Origin of the sequence: Cupriavidus sp. 2SB, assembly GCF_005503625.1 — a bacterium.
In the GTDB taxonomy this organism is placed as follows: domain Bacteria; phylum Pseudomonadota; class Gammaproteobacteria; order Burkholderiales; family Burkholderiaceae; genus Cupriavidus.
Map to the genome: position 1 here is coordinate 1 of NZ_SCMX01000009.1, position 15700 is coordinate 15700.

A 15700-nucleotide genomic window follows, 5' to 3' on the forward strand; every position below is an offset into this window, starting at 1 on the left:
GGCGCCGCCACCGGCGGCTCGGCAGGCGTGGGAGCCGGCTCGGCCTTGCGCTTTTTCCAGAAACTAAACATTGGGAAAGGGGTCAATACCCCGGTAGAATCAATCGCCAAAATTCTAGCAGACGGGGTCGCATGAACCATTGCGCTGACTTGTCCGGACCGGGCGCCGCCCGAATCCAGTCGCTGCCTTCCCACGCCGCCCGGCCTTCCCGGCCCAGGTTTTCGCGGCCCATTCTATCCACGCTGATCGCTTTCGCCCTTGCCGGACCGCTGGCTGGCGGCGCATGGGCACAAGCCAAGGGGGAAACCGCCCGGGCCACCACGCCGCAGGGGCCGCCATCGGGCATGGCCACGGCTGGGCAGGTCGGTCAGTCGGAAGCGGGTACGACCGAGTTCCGGCTGTCTAACGGCATGCGGGTCATCGTCAAGGAAGACCATCGCGCGCCGACGGTTGCCCATCAGATCTACTACCGCACGGGCGGCTACGACGAGGTCAGCGGCACCACGGGCGTGGCCCACATGCTCGAACACATGATGTTCAAGGGCACGCCCAAGGTGCCGATCGGCGAATTCTCGCGGCAGATCGCGCTGCTGGGGGGCCGCGAGAACGCGCTGACCAACCGCGATTTCACGCTCTATTACCAGCAGATCGCCAAGCAGTACCTGCCGAAGATGATGGAGCTGGAGGCCGACCGCATGGCCAACGTCATCTTCAGCAAGAGCGAGTTCGAGCGCGAGATGAAGGTGGTGATGGAGGAGCGCCGGCTGCGTACTGACGACTCCCCGCGTGGCACTGTGTACGAGCAACTGTTGGCTACGGTCTATACGTCGATGCCATACCGGCATCCGGTGATCGGCTGGATGGACGACCTGGTCAACATGCGCGTCGAGGACGTGAAGGACTGGTACAAGACCTGGTACGTGCCGAACAACGCGCTGCTGGTGGTCACGGGCGACGTGAAGCCCGCCGAGGTGCGGGCGATGGCCGAACGCTACTACGGCAAGCTCAAGCCGCGCGAGCTACCCCTGCGCAAGACGCAGCTCGAGGCGCCGCAGAAGGGCATCAAGCGGATCTGGGTCAAGGCGCCAGCCGAGAACCCGTACATGGTCATGGCCTACAAGGTGCCGCGCCTGCATGACGTCGAAAAGGATGTCGATCCGTACGCGCTGGAAGTCCTGTCGGCCGTACTGAACGGCTACGACAACGCGCGGCTGACGCGCGAACTGGTGCGCGAGAAGCGTCTGGCCGATGACGTGAACGTCGGCTACGACAGCATCAACCGGGGCGAGTCGCTGTTCGTCCTGGACGGCACGCCGGCCAGCGGCCATACCACCGACGAAATCGAAAAGGCGCTGCGCGAGGAAATCGAGCGGATCGCGAAGAATGGCGTGTCCGAGGAAGAACTCAAGCGCGTCAAGACACAGGTGGTGGCCGGCCAGATCTACAAGCGCGACTCGGTGTTCGGGCAGGGCATGGAAATCGGCGTGTCCGAGATCGCCGGCATTTCCTGGCGCCAGATCGACCGCATGCTCGACAAGATCAAGGAAGTCACGCCGGCCCAGGTGCAGGCCGTTGCCGCGAAATACTTCAATGACGACAACCTGACGGTAGCCACGCTGCTGCCCCAGCCAATCGATCCCAACAAGCCCAAGACCGCTGCCCCCGAGGGCCTGCGTCACTGAGGAATTGCGATGACGATGTCTCTCTCCGTCATGACCCTGGCGTCCCCGCGCCTGGTGCGCCGGCTGGCCGCGGCAGTCTGCGGCACGGCCGCGCTGCTGGCCGGCACGGCTGCCCAGGCGGCCATTCCCATCGAGAACTGGACAGCCTCCACGGGCGCGAAGGTGTTCTTCGTGCCGAGTCCGTCGATCCCGATGCTCGACGTCAATATCGATTTCGATGCGGGCAGCCGCTATGACCCGCCCGGCAAGTCCGGGGTGGCCACGCTGGCTGCCGCGCTGCTCGACAAGGGCAGCAATGCCCAGGACGGCCAGCCCGCCCGGAACGAGGCGCAGATCGCCGACGCCTTTGCCGATACCGGCGCCGATTTTGGTGGTGCGGCCGGCAGCGACCGTGGCGGCATCGGCCTGCGCACGCTGACTGCGACGCAGGAACGCGAGCAGTCACTTCGGCTGGCAGGGCAGTTGATCAAGGCGCCGACCTATCCCGATGCCGTGGTGGCACGCGAGAAGCAGCGGCTGATCACGGCGATCCGCGAAGGCGATAGCCGGCCGGGCGTGATTGCCGACAAGACGCTGTCGAAGGCCATCTATCCTGCGCATCCGTATGGGGTGTCGGCGACGGTGGAGTCGGTCGGCTCGATCACGCGCGAGGATCTGCTGAAGTTCTGGCGCGACAATTACACGGCCAAGCGGGCCGTCGTGACGCTGATCGGCGCCATCGACCGCAAGCAGGCCGAGCAGATTGCCGAGGCCCTGACGCGTGGCCTGCCGGAAGGCGCCACGCCGCCGAAGATGCCGGACGTGCAGATGACGATCCCGGCCAGCGAGAAGCGGATTCCGCACCCGGCCCAGCAAGCCAGCGTGGTGCTCGGCCAGCCGTCCATCGCGCGTGGCGACCCTGACTACTTCGCGCTGCTGGTCGGTAACTATGTGCTCGGCGGCGGCGGTTTCAGTTCGCGCCTGACTGACCAGGTGCGCGAGAAGCGCGGACTCACCTACGGCGTGGACAGCTATTTCGCGCCGTCGCGCCAGCCGGGCCCGTTCGGCATCTCGCTGCAGACCAAGAAGGAAAACACGAACGAGGCACTGGCGCTGGTGCGTCAGATCGTGGCGAAGTACGTGGCAGAGGGACCGACCGATGCCGAGTTGAAGGCGGCCAAGGACAACCTCGTCAATGGCTTCCCCCTGCGCATCGACAGCAACCGCAAGCTGCTGACGAACGTGGCGAATATCGGCTGGTATGGGTTGCCGCTCGACTATCTCGATACGTGGACGGCGCAGATCAACAAGGTCACGCGCGAACAGGTGCGTGCGGCGTTCCAGCGCCATGTGCATCCGGACGCAATGGCCACGGTGATCGTCGGCGGCCCGGAAAAGTGATGTAGGCGCCTGCTCAGCGCGGATCCACGGTGTTCGGCGCGGGCAGGCTCTACAATCACGGCATGAATTCGCCATCCCGACCTTCGCCCGCACCGCGCGGGCGAACTTCTGCCCCCCGGCCTCCCCGCCAGGCACCTGCCCAGGTGCGCATCATCGGTGGTCGCTGGAAACGCTCCCTGCTGCCGGTACTCGAAGCCGAAGGACTGCGCCCGACGCCTGATCGCGTGCGCGAGACGCTCTTCAACTGGCTTGGCCAGGATCTCTCCGGTGTGACCTGCCTCGATCTGTTCGCGGGATCTGGCGCGCTGGGTTTCGAGGCGGCATCGCGCGGCGCCGCCGCCGTGACGCTGGTCGAATCCAACCCGCGCGTGGCGAAGCAACTGCGTGACAACCAGTACAAGCTCGATGCTTCGCAGGTCAGGATCGTGCAGAGCGATGCGTTCACCGCCGCCGCACAGATGCCCGCCGCCAGCTTCGACGTGGTGTTCCTGGACCCGCCTTTCGCAGAAGACTGGATCGGCCCTGCGCTGGAACATGCGGCGCGGCTGACGCGTCCCGGTGGAGTGGTCTATGTGGAGTCGGACCAGGCGCTGGTTGGTGCCGACGCACCGATCCCGGCGTCGCTGGAGATCGTGCGCCATGCCAGGGCGGGCGCCGTGCATTTCCACCTTCTTCAGCATCGCACCGCCAACGGCGCTGGCTAAGTCCGGGACGTATGATGACTGCCTGGCGGTTTCCCGCGCCGGGCAAGCGTTTGCGGGTGTGCTGCGATGCCGCAAAATCGCGTCGGGCGGACTTCCATTGCTGGATTTTGGGGTTACACTACGCCGCTGTTGATTGTCCAACGCTCGTCGCCTAGACAGTATTAGAAGCGGCCCATCGCCAATGGCAGGCCGCCAACGGGCACCCCCCAAGGAGGAAACATGGTCGTCGCCGTCTATCCCGGTACTTTTGATCCCATGACCCGGGGACACGAGGATCTCGTCCGTCGTGCGTCGAATATCTTCGACGAACTCGTGGTCGGCGTGGCGCACAGCCCCAACAAGCGCCCGTTCTTTTCGCTCGAAGAGCGCATCGGCATTGCACGCGAAGTGCTGGGCCATTATCCGAACGTCAGGGTCGAGGGCTTCTCGGGCCTGCTCAAGGATTTCGTGCGCAAGAACAACGCGCGCGTGATCGTGCGCGGCTTGCGCGCCGTCTCGGACTTCGAGTACGAATTCCAGATGGCCGGCATGAACCGCTATCTGTTGCCGGACGTCGAGACCATGTTCCTGACGCCTTCGGACCAGTACCAGTTCATCTCCGGCACCTTCGTGCGAGAGATTGCCGTGCTCGGTGGCGACGTCAGCAAATTCGTCTTCCCCTCCGTCGAGCGGTGGCTTAACGAGAAAATCGGCAAAGAGGAATAAAATACCGCCTTCGGTCCCGCCGACGTGGCCAGTCGGGCATGGGCGGGGTCGCTGGAAGGAATCATCATGGCGCTACTGATCACCGACGACTGCATCAATTGCGACGTTTGTGAACCGGAGTGCCCGAACGAAGCCATCTCGATGGGGCCCGAAATCTATGAGATCGACCCCAACAAGTGTACCGAGTGCGTCGGCCATTTCGATGAACCGCAGTGCCAGCAGGTCTGCCCTGTGGCTTGCATTCCGAAGGACCCGAACCGCATCGAGTCACAAGAGGTGCTGATGCAACGCTACCGGCTGCTGACCGCCGCCAAGCACGTCACCTGAAGCCGGAGACACATCCGGCCACTTCGTTCCGGCCCCCACCCCACAAAGCAGAAAATGAAAAACCCCGCACAGCCGCAAGGCTGGCGGGGTTTTTTACGTCCGGACCTCGGGAGCGAGGTGCTATCGGCCGGTATGCAGTTCCATCATCGCCTTTTCTGGCTCGCCCTTCGCGAGAATGCCGATAGGTCCAATGCAGCGGTCGATCGCTTCGTCGATATCTTGCTGCTCTTCCTTGCGCGGCGGCTTGAGCACAAAGTTGACCACATCCTCGCGACCGCCAGCGTTGCCACCCGGCGCATTGCGCGGGTGTCCCACGCCGATGCGCAGACGCCAGTAGTCCTGCGTGGTCAGATGGGCCGAAATGTCCTTCAGCCCGTTATGGCCGCCGGATCCACCACCCTTCTTGAGCTTGACCGAGCCGGCTGGCAGGTCCATCTCGTCATGGGCGACCAGGATCTCGTCGGGCAGGATCTTGTAGAAGCGAGCGAGTGCCACCACGGACTGGCCGGAGCGGTTCATGAACGTGGATGGCTTGAGCAGCCAGACGTCCTGGTCCCAGAGCCGGGCGCGGCCCGCCAGGCCGTGGAAACGGCCTTCCACGCGCAGGGTGGTGCTGCCCATGCGGGCGAGCTGGTCCACGAACCAGAAGCCCGCGTTGTGGCGGGTGGCTTCGTATTCCGCCCCGGGATTACCGAGGCCGACGATGAGCTTGATCATGCGTGCAAGAAAGCGGAAAGCAGGCGTGAAAGGATACGCGAAAACTGCGCACGAAAAAAAACCGCCGGCGAACCGGCGGTTTCCTTCGGAAACACAGGCAGCTTAGGCAGCCGGGGTGTCGCCTGCGGCAGCGTCGCCAGCTTCGGCGGACTGTGCACCAGCCGGCAGCGAGATGCTTGCCACGGCCGGGTTGTCATCACCGTGGGTGATGGCGGTCACGCCCTTCGGCAGCTTCAGGTCCGACAGGTGCAGCGTCTGGTTCAGTTCCACTGCGGCCAGGTCCACTTCGATGAACTCGGGCAGGTCGGCCGGCAGGCACGACACTTCCAGGTCATTGATGATGTGGTTCACGATGCCGTGGCCCAGCTTCACGCCAGGAGCGGTTTCCTGGTTCATGAAGTGCAGGGGCACCTTGACGTGGATCTTTTCCGAAGCCGACACGCGCTGGAAGTCAACGTGCAGGACCATCGGCTTGAACGGGTGCATCTGGAATGCGCGCAGCAGGGCCTTTTCGGTCTTGCCAGCCACTTCCAGGTCCAGGATCGACGAGTGGAACGCTTCCTTCTTCAGGGCGTGCCACAGGGCGTTGTGGTCCAGTTCGATCATCTTCGGTTCGGCGGCGCCGCCGTAGATGATGCCGGGCGTCTTGCCCGAATTGCGCAGGCGGCGGCTCGCACCCGTACCCTGTACGCTACGATCGAAAGCTACTACTTTCATGTTCAACTCCAGATGTGAAGAAGGCTGTCCGCGACCAGACAGCCTCGACTGACGGCACGATGAAAATACCGTACCGTTTGAATCACATTGGCCGCCCGAAGGCAGCCAATGCGGTAAAGCCCAAAATTCTAGCAGGAATCCGGCGACATCGCGCCGGACCGACGCTGGCTCGCCAGATCAGTGATCCGCGAACAGCGACATGATCGAGTCGCCCTTGACGATACGCGTGAAGGTCTCGGCCAGCAGCGGGGCGGTCGATACCTGGCGGATCTTGCCGGACTGGCGGGCTTCGTCGGACAGCGGAATCGTGTCGCATACCACCACTTCGTCGAGTTCCGACGCGGCGATGCGGGCAGCAGCGCCGCCGGACAGCACCGGGTGCGTGCAATACGCGAAAACCTTCAGTGCACCACGTTCCTTGAGCACCTGCGCGGCCTTGCACAGCGTGCCACCGGTATCGATCATGTCGTCCATGATCACGCAGTTGCGGCCAGCCACTTCACCGATGATGTTCATCACCTCGGAAACGTTGGCCTTGGGGCGGCGCTTGTCGATGATCGCCAGGTCGCAGTCGAGCTGCTTTGCCAGCGCGCGCGCACGCACCACACCGCCGACGTCGGGCGAGACGACCAGCAGGTCGCCGTAGCTCTTCTCGCGCAGGTCGCCCAGCAGTACCGGGGATGCGTAGATGTTGTCGACGGGGATATCGAAGAAGCCCTGGATCTGGTCGGCGTGCAGGTCCATCGTCAGGACCCGTTCCACACCCGCCACTTCCAGCATGTTGGCCACGATCTTGGCCGAGATGGCGACGCGTGCCGAACGCGGACGGCGGTCCTGGCGTGCGTAACCGAAATAGGGCATGGCGGCAGTGATGCTACGCGCCGACGCGCGCTTGAGCGCATCGACCATCACCATCAGTTCCATGAGATTGTCGTTGGTCGGCGCGCAGGTGGACTGCAGCACGATGACGTGCTTGCCGCGAACGTTTTCCTGGATTTCGCACTGGACTTCACCGTCGGAGAAACGGCCGACCAGCGCCTTGCCCAGAGGAATGCCGAGGTGCTGTACAACAGCCTCCGCGAGTTTGGGGTTGGCGTTGCCGGTAAATACCATCAAGCCTTCGACGCTCATTCGGGGCACCTGTCTTGCTGCTGGGGGAGCTTTGCGCTATCAGAAATTTCCGATAGCGAATGTTTGCTAGTCGCAAACACTATAGGAAGTAATGGCAGGGGAGGAAGGATTCGAACCCTCGTATGCCGGAATCAAAATCCGGTGCCTTAACCGACTTGGCGACTCCCCTACACAACCTTTATCGCCTGTCGCTGCACAAAACTTTAGTTCCGTACTGCGCCAAGCAAAAACCGCTAGACGAACCTTGCGAGCGGGTGCTGTGACAAACTTTTCACAACCCTGCCATCCCATTCGGACGGCAACCTTTCCATCACTCTCTGCGCTGCTTGCTCGTCTTCGAAACGGGCAAATACGCAGGCTCCGGAACCGGTCATCCTTGCATGCGGACTGTAGTGTCTCAGCCATTCAAGGGCTCGGGCAACTTCGCCGAACTTCGCTGTTGCTATCGCTTGCAAGTCGTTGCGACCGAAAGCGAATTTGTTTGTGCAAGCAGCGAAGTCCGCAACTATAGAGATCGGAGAATTCCTTGTCAAGCGTTCGTCCGAAAATATTGCTGCAGTGGGTACGTGCTGGCGCGGATGGATGACCACGAACCAACTCTCGGGCAGGTCGACCGGACTCAGTTCCTCGCCCACGCCCTCGGCAAAGGCGTTCTGACCGAATACGAAGACGGGCACGTCCGCGCCCAGCCCCAGGCCAATGCGCATCAGTTCCTCGCGCGGTACGCGCGTGCCCCAGAGGTGGTCCAGCGCCAGCAGCGTGGTGGCCGCGTCGGACGAGCCGCCGCCAATGCCGCCGCCCATCGGCAGGATCTTGTCGATGGCGATATCGGCACCGAATTGCGTGCCAGTGGCCTGCTGGAGTGCGCGGGCTGCACGGACCACCAGGTCAGTGTCGGCTGGCACGCCGGGAATGTCCGTGGTACGAACAATCGCGCCATCGTCGCGGCGGTGAAAATGCAGGGTGTCCGACCAGTCGATCAACTGGAACACCGTCTGCAGCGTGTGATAGCCGTCTGGGCGGCGTCCCGTGACATGCAGGAACAGGTTGAGCTTGGCGGGCGCAGGGCAGTCGCGCAGGTCTGCCGGGGGCAGGGTAGTGGTGATGGTGCTCATTGCTTCGCCTCCGGGTCGATCACGAGCCGCACCGACAGCGGCGATTCGTTGCTGTCGCGCGCCATGTCGATACGGCGCGGCTGCGTGGCGGCGGCTTCCTGCCATGCCAGGTAGCGCACGGTCCAGCCGTTCTGCTTCAGGGTGTCAGGGCGGCCGCCGGCATCGCGCGTGATGTTCGATGTCGAGCCCGGGGCAGGCCGGCCGTGCAGCCAGTCACGCATGCCGGCCACGGGCAAGGAGAAGCCCAGTGCCTGTTCCATCAGGGTGTCCACTTCCGGGGCGTTGCGCGGCTTTTCATTGGGCAGGTCGAGCGTGGCGCCGGACGGCGTGCTCGTGACCACGGCCAGGGTCTGGCCGAGTGGCGAAATCAGGTCGAGCCGCACGTTGCGCCCCTGTTCTTCCCAGCGGAAGCTGCCCTGCACGCCTTCTTCGCGGCCATAGCGCGTGTAGTTGGCGGCAAATCGGCCCGTGTACTGCTGGGCACTGGCGGTCTCGCCGGTGTCGAAGCCTCGCGTAGGCGTGACGCTGGCGCATGCAGCCAGGAATAGCGGAGCAGCCAGGCCGAGCAGGGCCAGGCGTCGGGATCGGAAGATCGTCATGGAAGAAACGGTTGGCGATGAAAGGCGCAGCGCGTGGCAGCTTCAGAATGCAGCGCCCGGGCGCGGGGCCCGGGCGTTGGCATGATACGCAATGCGGATCAACGGGATAGCAGCATGTTCTGGTTGTACCGGCGCAGCGTCTCGATCAGCGTCTGGTTGTCAGGCTCCACCTTGGCCGCCTCGTTCCAGGTCTTGCGCGCTTCTTCGTGCTGGCCCAGGTGCCAGAGCACCTCGCCCAGATGCGCGCCGATCTCCGCCTCGGGTGCCTTGGCATACGCGGTGCGCAGCAGATCGGCCGCGGGTTGCAATTCGCCCTGTCGGTACTTGACCCAGCCGAGGCTGTCCATGATGTAGGGATCGTCGGGGCCGAGTTCGGTCGCACGTTCCAGCAGCTTGCGCGCCTCGGGCAGGCGCTCGTTGCGATCGGCCAGCGAGTAGCCCAGCGCGTTGTAGCCCTGCTTCTGTTCCGGCTGCAGCGCGATCACGCGGCGCAGGCGGGCTTCCATGTGGTCGTAGCGTTTCTCGCGCTCGTCGAGCATGGCCAGTTCATAAATCCAGTCGGCATTGTCCGGCTCGGCCTTGACGCGTTCGTCGAGCACCTTGCGCGCGCGGTCGTATGCCTTGCCGTCGAGCATGGCGGCCACTTCCGCCTGGCGGATGGCCGTGATGCGCTGGGCGCGCTGGGCCGGGTCCGGGATGTCCTCGGCATCGGCCAGCAGTTCGCCGAAAACGGCCTGGGAATCGTCGAACCGGCCCATGCGCGAGAGCAACTGGCCGCGCTTGGCCTGCGCTGCCGTGGCCAGGCGGCTGTCGTCGATGCGGTCCAGCCAGGTGATGGCGGTGGCGTAGTCCTTCTTTTCCTCTGCGATCTGGGCCAGGTACTGGTACGCGACGTCCGGGTTGGCCGCCGGCGACTTCTCGGCCATCTGCAGGTATTCCTTCAGATAGCGCTCGGCTTCGTCATAACTGCGCGCCTGCAGGCTGGTCAGGCCGAGTGCCAGCGGTACACGGGGATCGTTGGGAGCGACCTTGCGCAAGACCTCGAACTGGGTGCGCGCGGCCTCCATGTCGTTCTTCTGCAGATAGAGGCGTGCCAGCGTGATGTGACCGTTGACCGACGACGGAGACTTGGCCAGGAAGCGCTTCAGCACCTCGATGGACTTGTCCGTGGCGGCCTCGGCCTGCAATTCTGCGGACATCAGTGCCGCGGCTTCGAGGTCTGGCTTGATGCGCAGCGCCTGGTCGAGTTCGGTCAGCGCGCCCGGGCTGTCGCCCGCGGCTTCACGCGCCCGTGCCAACGCCAGATGCGTCTCGGCGAGCTTGGTATCGCTGGCGGTGATGCGCTGGAGCACACCCACGGCGCCAGCGGGATCGCTCGTGCGCGACATCTGCTGCTGCAGCAGCAGGATGGCCTCGCCGCGATGGTTGGCAGGTGCGAGTGCCAGTTGCTGGCTCAGCAACGGCTCGGCTTCTTCCCAACGGGCACTGAGTACGAGCAGCGTGGACAGGACCTGCCGCGCTGCAGGCGACTTCGGCGCGAGTTCGGTCCAGAGCCGCGCGGCGTCAAGGGCTTGTTGAGAAGCACGTGCATTAAAGGCAATTTCCGTGGCGCGCTGCGCCAGGCGCGGATCGCGCGTTTCACGTGCTAGATCCATGTACGTGCGGTACGACGGACCCACCAGCCCGCGCTGCAGCGAAATCTCGGCAGCCAGCACGCGATAGAGAATATCCGCTGTCAGCGGCACATTGGGCAGCGGCGTGCGGGCAGACCGTGCGGTGGCCGGCGCGGGGATGTCGATCGCCTCGTCGTCGTTCTGAGCCAGCGTGGCCGGTGCGGCATGAGCAAGCGATGCGAACGCCAGACACGCGGCTACGCCCAGGGCGCGAGCATGGCGACGGAAGCGGCCCGCGGGCGAACCCGTCGGACCGAGGGCGGCAGAAGCGTTCATCGTCGAGGATTCCGGGCGCATGGCCTGAGTGGACAAGATTTGGTCCGGCATGAAACAAAGCTCCGGCGCACGGGGGCGTAGGGATGGATGGAGGCATTGTAGCCTGCCGGTACAATGCGCTGCTGGCGGCCAATGGTCGCTGCGTATGGGAACCCGCACAAACGTGCAGTCGTGCAGGAAACTCCCTGCGTGCTTGGAGCGCGAAACCGGGGCGGAGGTTCGACGGATCTGCGGATGTCCGCTCGAAAGCCGCTCGGGATGCCGGTTGGGAGACACGGGCGAGATGCCAGAATTGCCAGAAGTCGAGGTCACGCGGCAGGGGTTGCTACCCCATGTGGTGGGCCGTCGCATCACCGAGGTAACAGTGCGCCATCGCGGCTTGCGCTGGCCGGTGGAACCCGAACTCGAAAGCCGGCTGACCGGACGCGTGGTGCGCCGCATCGAACGCCGGGGCAAATACCTGCTGCTGGAGTGTGTGCCCGAAACGCCTGAACCGCCCGACACGCCCGACACGGACGTCGCGGGTTGGCTGCTGGTGCATCTGGGCATGACCGGCACGCTGCGTGTCTATACCGATCCGCCGGCAGCCGGTGCGCATGACCACCTCGATCTGGTGCTGTCCGCGTCGCCCGGTGCCAGTCCAGGCGCCGAGGCCGATGTCGTCCTTCGCTTCCGAGATCCCCGACGATTCGGCGCCATCATCTGGACGCCGCTTGCCGAATCCGCCCTTTCCGAACATCCCTTGCTGCGCCGGCTGGGTATCGAACCGTTCGATCCGCGTTTCGATGGCGCCTGGATGTACCGGCTCACGCGTGGCCGTAGCGTGGCGATCAAACAGGCACTGCTTGCCGGCGAGATCGTGGTTGGGGTGGGCAACATCTATTGCTCGGAGAGCCTGTTCCGCGCGGGCATTCGTCCCACCACGCCGGCCGGCCGGATCAGTCTGGCGCGCTACGAAAAGCTTGCCGTGGCCGTCCGCGAAACCTTGACGGAAGCCATCGCGCGCGGCGGCAGTACGCTGCGCGATTTCGTGCATAGCGACGGCAGCACCGGCTACTTCCAGCTCGATTGTTTTGTCTACGACAGGGCAGGGGAGCCATGTCGAGTTTGCGGCACCCCGATCCGCCAGATCGTGCAGGGACAGCGGTCCTCGTTCTATTGTCCGACGTGCCAGCGTTGAGTGGCGTCTGAGGCCAGATAAGGCATCGTCGGCGTGCCGATGGGCCGGCGCAACACTTCGCGTAACAGGAAGGCTGGAAGAGACTCGAATTCAACAAATTTCGATAAGAACCCTGTATCGTGTGCGCAGACATAAAAAGTTACAAAAAGCGCCGTTATCCCCACCTCGTGGGGGATAGGCGCGGCGCCTGACATCGGGTCCGCAGGGTCAGCGGGCAGCCCGGTCCCAGGCGTGAACAGGTAGCGCCCAAAACCATAATCCAGCCGAACAGCGATCACTCCATGACGAGCCTCGCCCATCAATTCGAACAATACGGCGCCTGGAGAACCGGGGTCCTTCAGTCACTCGCGGAATTCCAGTCCTGGTTGCAGCAATACGATCTGCACGACGCCACCACGGAAGACCGTGCGCAGCGCATCCAGAGCGTGCTCAAGAGCGACCGGCTCAAGGTCGCGTTCATTGCCGAGTTTTCGCGCGGCAAGAGCGAACTGATCAACGCGATCTTCTTTGCCGACTACGGCCGCCGCATCTTGCCGTCTTCGGCCGGGCGCACGACGATGTGCCCGACCGAGTTGCGCTACGACGAGAACGAGCAGCCATGCATCCGCCTGCTGCCCATCGAGACGCGCCTGCAGGACGCTTCCACGGCCGACTTCATGGAGCCGGGCTCGGCGAATTCGCACTGGACCTCGGTGCCGCTCGATCCGTCGTCGCCGGAAGGCATGCTCGCCGCGTTCCAGCACGTGGTGGAAACCACGCGCGTGACGCCGGCCATGGCGGAATCGCTGGGCCTTTACAACGAGAACGATCCCGACGCCGCGTATGCGGTGGATGCCGATGGTATGGTCGAGGTCTCGCGCTGGCGCCACGCGGTGATCAATTTTCCGCATCCGCTGCTGCGCCAGGGTCTGGTCATCCTCGACACACCGGGTCTGAACGCGATCGGCACCGAGCCGGAACTGACGCTGCGGCTGATTCCCGATGCCCACGTCGTGGTGTTCGTGCTGGCCGCCGATGCCGGCGTGACCAAGAGCGACCTTGCCCTGTGGCGTTCGCATGTGGGGGCTGGCCATCGTCGCGGCTGCCTGGCCGTGCTCAACAAGATCGACGGGCTGTGGGACCCGCTGAAGTCGTCGCCGGAAATCGCTGGCGAAATCGCGCGACAGGTTCGGTCCACGGCGCAGACGCTGGGGATCGAGGAACGCCGCGTGTATCCGGTGTCCGCCCAGAAGGGGCTGGTGGCCAAGGTCACGAACGACCCGGCCATGCTCGTACGCAGCAACCTGATGCAGTTCGAGAGCGTGCTGAGCGACCAGCTCATTCCGCAACGCCGGGAGATTGTTTCGGACCAGGTGCACCGGCTGGTGCAGGATATGTCGCGCGGTGCGCAGCAACTGCTGCAAAGTCGCCGCCGCGATATCGTCGAGCAGTTGTTCGAACTGCGCGGGCTGCGTGGCAAGAACCACGCGATGGTCAAGCACATGCTGCTGCGCGTGCAGGGCGAGAAGGAAGAATTCGAGCAGAGCATCGCCAAGTTCCAGGCGCTGCGTCTGGTGTTCGGCCGCCATAGCGCGGACATCATCAAGAGCCTGCAACTGCGCGACGTGCGCCGCACGATGCGCGACAAGCGCGAACAGATGAAGGAGCGCTTCTTCTCGCGCGGCCTGCGCGAAGACATGGAAGGGCTGTTCGGCCAGTTGATCGGCCTGATCGAAGATGCCGACCAGAAGATTGCGGGGCTGCATCAACTCGTGGAGAGCATGTACCGGCGCTTCAACGCCGAGCATGGCTTCACGCTGCCTTCGCCGATGCAATTCGTGACCTCGCGCTACACCAACGAGCTGCAGGAAACTCTGGCGCTGGTCAATGCGCACTTCGGCACGGTCAGCATGCTCACGCGTTCGCGGCCGCAACTGGTGCAGAACGCGTTCGCGACGATGGCCAGCCGCGTGCTGGAGAATTTCCGCGATCTGAACCGCGATATCGAGATCTGGCTCAAGTCCGTAATGACGCCGCTCGAAGCGCAGGTGCGCGAGCACCAGAAGCAACTGCGCCGCCGCGTGGATTCGATCGAACGGATTCACGAAGCCACCGACACGCTCGAAAGCCGCATCGCGGAACTCGAGGAAGTGCTCAATGGCCTGGACGAGCGCAGCGGGAAGATCGAATTGTATGCGCGCAAGATGATCACCCCGCAGCTTGAAGCAGAAGTGAAAGCGGCGTAGGGCTTGCAGTCGAATCGACAGGGGGCGCGCTGCCCCCGATGTATCATGTGGCGCCGCCTCGGAGCGGCGCTTTTTTCATTCCAAGATACCCCGCAATGCCCCGCAAGTCCGCCGCTGCTCGCGCCTCCGTCCCCGCTCCTGAAGCCGTTGTCCGGGACATCACCGTTCCGCCGGATTTCGGTATGCGTGTGGTGAACTGGCAGCGCCAGCATGGCCGGCATGACCTGCCGTGGCAGAACACCCGCGACCCCTATCGCATCTGGCTGTCCGAGATCATGCTGCAGCAGACGCAGGTGGCGGCCGTGATCGAGTATTTCCAGCGCTTCCTCGCCGCACTGCCTACCGTGGCCGATCTGGCTGCGGCACCGGCGGATCAGGTGATGGCGTTATGGGCTGGCCTGGGCTACTACTCGCGCGCACGCAACCTGCATCGTTGCGCGAAGGCTGTGGTCGACGAGCATGGTGGTGTCTTCCCGACCGATCCGGCCGTGCTCGTCACGTTGCCGGGCATCGGACGCTCCACTGCGGCGGCAATTGCTGCGTTCAGCGCGGGTGTTCGTTCGCCGATTCTCGACGGCAATGTGAAGCGCGTCTTTGCGCGCGTGTTCGGTATCCACGGCTATCCGGGCGAGCGCGCCATCGAGACGCGCATGTGGGCGCTGGCAGAACAGGCCTTGCCGCCGGCTGGTCCGCAGCAGGCCGAGGACATGGTGGCCTACACGCAAGGCGTGATGGATCTCGGTGCCACACTGTGCTCGCGCGGTAAGCCCACCTGCGTGACCGATGCCTCGGCATGCCCGTTGGCTGCGGACTGCGTGGCGCGCCGCGATAACCTGACGGCCGTGCTGCCTACGCCCAAACCGCGTGCGGCGATTCCAGAGCGCAGCACTGTCATGCTGATCGTGCGAAATGGGCGCGACGTGCTGGTGACACTGCGCCCCGACAGTGGCATCTGGGGCGGCCTGTGGAGCCTGCCGGAGATGGCCGTGGAGTCCGTGCCTTTCGATGCCGAAGCCGCCGAAGACGCCGCACTCGACATGGCGCGCCAGTATGGAAAACCGGAGCGTGCCTGGCTCGCAGGCGAGCTCACGCACGTCTTCACGCACTTTCGATTGCTGATTCGCGCGATTCGCATTGATATGGAAGGAACGGACTGGAAGGGCGATGCCAGTAGCCGCTGGCTGTCGCTCGACGATCTGGACGCGCTGGGCACGCCTGCGCCGGTGCGAAAGCTGCTCGACGATCAGGCGCGTATCGGACTGTTCTGAG

15 protein-coding genes and 1 tRNA gene are annotated in these 15700 nt (G+C 64.1%); 8 read left to right on the forward strand and 8 right to left on the reverse strand.

What is annotated here, in order from left to right; translation table 11 throughout:
* The first annotated feature begins 131 nt into the window (after window positions 1-131).
* The 5 genes from FFS21_RS06185 to FFS21_RS06205 all read left to right on the forward strand — a co-directional run bounded on the left by FFS21_RS06185 (window position 132) and on the right by FFS21_RS06205 (window position 4798).
* Complete coding sequence (locus FFS21_RS06185; protein WP_137924039.1) at window positions 132-1682, forward strand: M16 family metallopeptidase; 1551 nt, start codon at window positions 132-134, stop codon at window positions 1680-1682.
* A 15-nt stretch (window positions 1683-1697) separates the two neighbouring features.
* Window positions 1698-3062 carry a M16 family metallopeptidase gene (locus FFS21_RS06190; RefSeq protein ID WP_137924142.1) on the forward strand — a complete coding sequence of 455 codons (1365 nt, stop codon included), beginning with the start codon at window positions 1698-1700 and terminating at the stop codon, window positions 3060-3062.
* A 62-nt stretch (window positions 3063-3124) separates the two neighbouring features.
* Window positions 3125-3766: a 16S rRNA (guanine(966)-N(2))-methyltransferase RsmD gene (gene rsmD, locus FFS21_RS06195; RefSeq protein WP_171020336.1), complete on the forward strand. Its 642-nt coding sequence runs from the start codon at window positions 3125-3127 to the stop codon at window positions 3764-3766.
* Between the two features lie 219 nt (window positions 3767-3985).
* Entirely contained in the window at window positions 3986-4471 is a 486-nt protein-coding gene (gene coaD / locus FFS21_RS06200) for a pantetheine-phosphate adenylyltransferase (RefSeq protein WP_130392185.1), read from the forward strand.
* Window positions 4472-4537: 66 nt separating this feature from the next.
* Window positions 4538-4798, forward strand: a complete 261-nt coding sequence (locus FFS21_RS06205; protein ID WP_137924041.1) for a YfhL family 4Fe-4S dicluster ferredoxin — start codon at window positions 4538-4540, stop codon at window positions 4796-4798.
* A gap of 120 nt (window positions 4799-4918) precedes the next feature.
* On the opposite strand, the gene pth is transcribed toward FFS21_RS06205, so the two are convergent.
* The 7 genes from pth to FFS21_RS06240 form a co-directional block, all read right to left on the reverse strand.
* Window positions 4919-5515 carry an aminoacyl-tRNA hydrolase gene (gene pth, locus FFS21_RS06210; RefSeq protein WP_137924042.1) on the reverse strand — a complete coding sequence of 199 codons (597 nt, stop codon included), beginning with the start codon at window positions 5513-5515 and terminating at the stop codon, window positions 4919-4921.
* A gap of 102 nt (window positions 5516-5617) precedes the next feature.
* Window positions 5618-6232, reverse strand: a complete 615-nt coding sequence (locus tag FFS21_RS06215) for a 50S ribosomal protein L25/general stress protein Ctc (protein WP_137924043.1) — start codon at window positions 6230-6232, stop codon at window positions 5618-5620.
* A gap of 177 nt (window positions 6233-6409) precedes the next feature.
* Window positions 6410-7363, reverse strand: a complete 954-nt coding sequence (locus FFS21_RS06220) for a ribose-phosphate pyrophosphokinase (RefSeq protein ID WP_137924044.1) — start codon at window positions 7361-7363, stop codon at window positions 6410-6412.
* 92 nt (window positions 7364-7455) lie between these two features.
* Window positions 7456-7532: transfer RNA gene (locus FFS21_RS06225), tRNA-Gln, on the reverse strand.
* A 64-nt stretch (window positions 7533-7596) separates the two neighbouring features.
* Entirely contained in the window at window positions 7597-8478 is an 882-nt protein-coding gene (ispE, locus tag FFS21_RS06230) for a 4-(cytidine 5'-diphospho)-2-C-methyl-D-erythritol kinase (protein ID WP_137924045.1), read from the reverse strand.
* Window positions 8475-9071, reverse strand: coding sequence for a lipoprotein insertase outer membrane protein LolB (lolB, locus tag FFS21_RS06235; protein ID WP_137924143.1), 597 nt, complete (start codon window positions 9069-9071; stop codon window positions 8475-8477). The genes ispE and lolB overlap by 4 nt, the downstream gene beginning before the upstream one ends.
* 104 nt (window positions 9072-9175) lie before the next feature.
* Window positions 9176-11077, reverse strand: a complete 1902-nt coding sequence (locus tag FFS21_RS06240; protein WP_137924046.1) for a tetratricopeptide repeat protein — start codon at window positions 11075-11077, stop codon at window positions 9176-9178.
* A gap of 232 nt (window positions 11078-11309) precedes the next feature.
* Here FFS21_RS06240 and mutM point away from each other — a divergent pair, with 232 nt between their 5' ends.
* A complete protein-coding gene (gene mutM, locus FFS21_RS06245; RefSeq protein ID WP_137924047.1) occupies window positions 11310-12206 on the forward strand; it encodes a bifunctional DNA-formamidopyrimidine glycosylase/DNA-(apurinic or apyrimidinic site) lyase in 897 nt (298 codons plus the stop codon).
* Here the strand turns inward: mutM and FFS21_RS31955 are convergent.
* Window positions 12182-12517, reverse strand: a complete 336-nt coding sequence (locus FFS21_RS31955) for a hypothetical protein (RefSeq protein WP_171020335.1) — start codon at window positions 12515-12517, stop codon at window positions 12182-12184. The two genes, mutM and FFS21_RS31955, sit on opposite strands and share 25 nt — an antisense overlap.
* On the opposite strand from FFS21_RS31955, the gene FFS21_RS06250 reads away from it, so the two are divergent.
* Together FFS21_RS06250 and mutY are read left to right on the forward strand one after the other, a co-directional pair.
* On the forward strand, window positions 12488-14431 hold the full coding sequence (locus FFS21_RS06250) for a dynamin family protein (RefSeq protein ID WP_137924048.1): 1944 nt from the start codon (window positions 12488-12490) through the stop codon (window positions 14429-14431). The two genes, FFS21_RS31955 and FFS21_RS06250, sit on opposite strands and share 30 nt — an antisense overlap.
* Before the next feature lie 95 nt (window positions 14432-14526).
* Window positions 14527-15699, forward strand: a complete 1173-nt coding sequence (mutY, locus tag FFS21_RS06255; RefSeq protein ID WP_137924049.1) for an A/G-specific adenine glycosylase — start codon at window positions 14527-14529, stop codon at window positions 15697-15699.
* The last annotated feature ends 1 nt before the right edge of the window (window position 15700 follow it).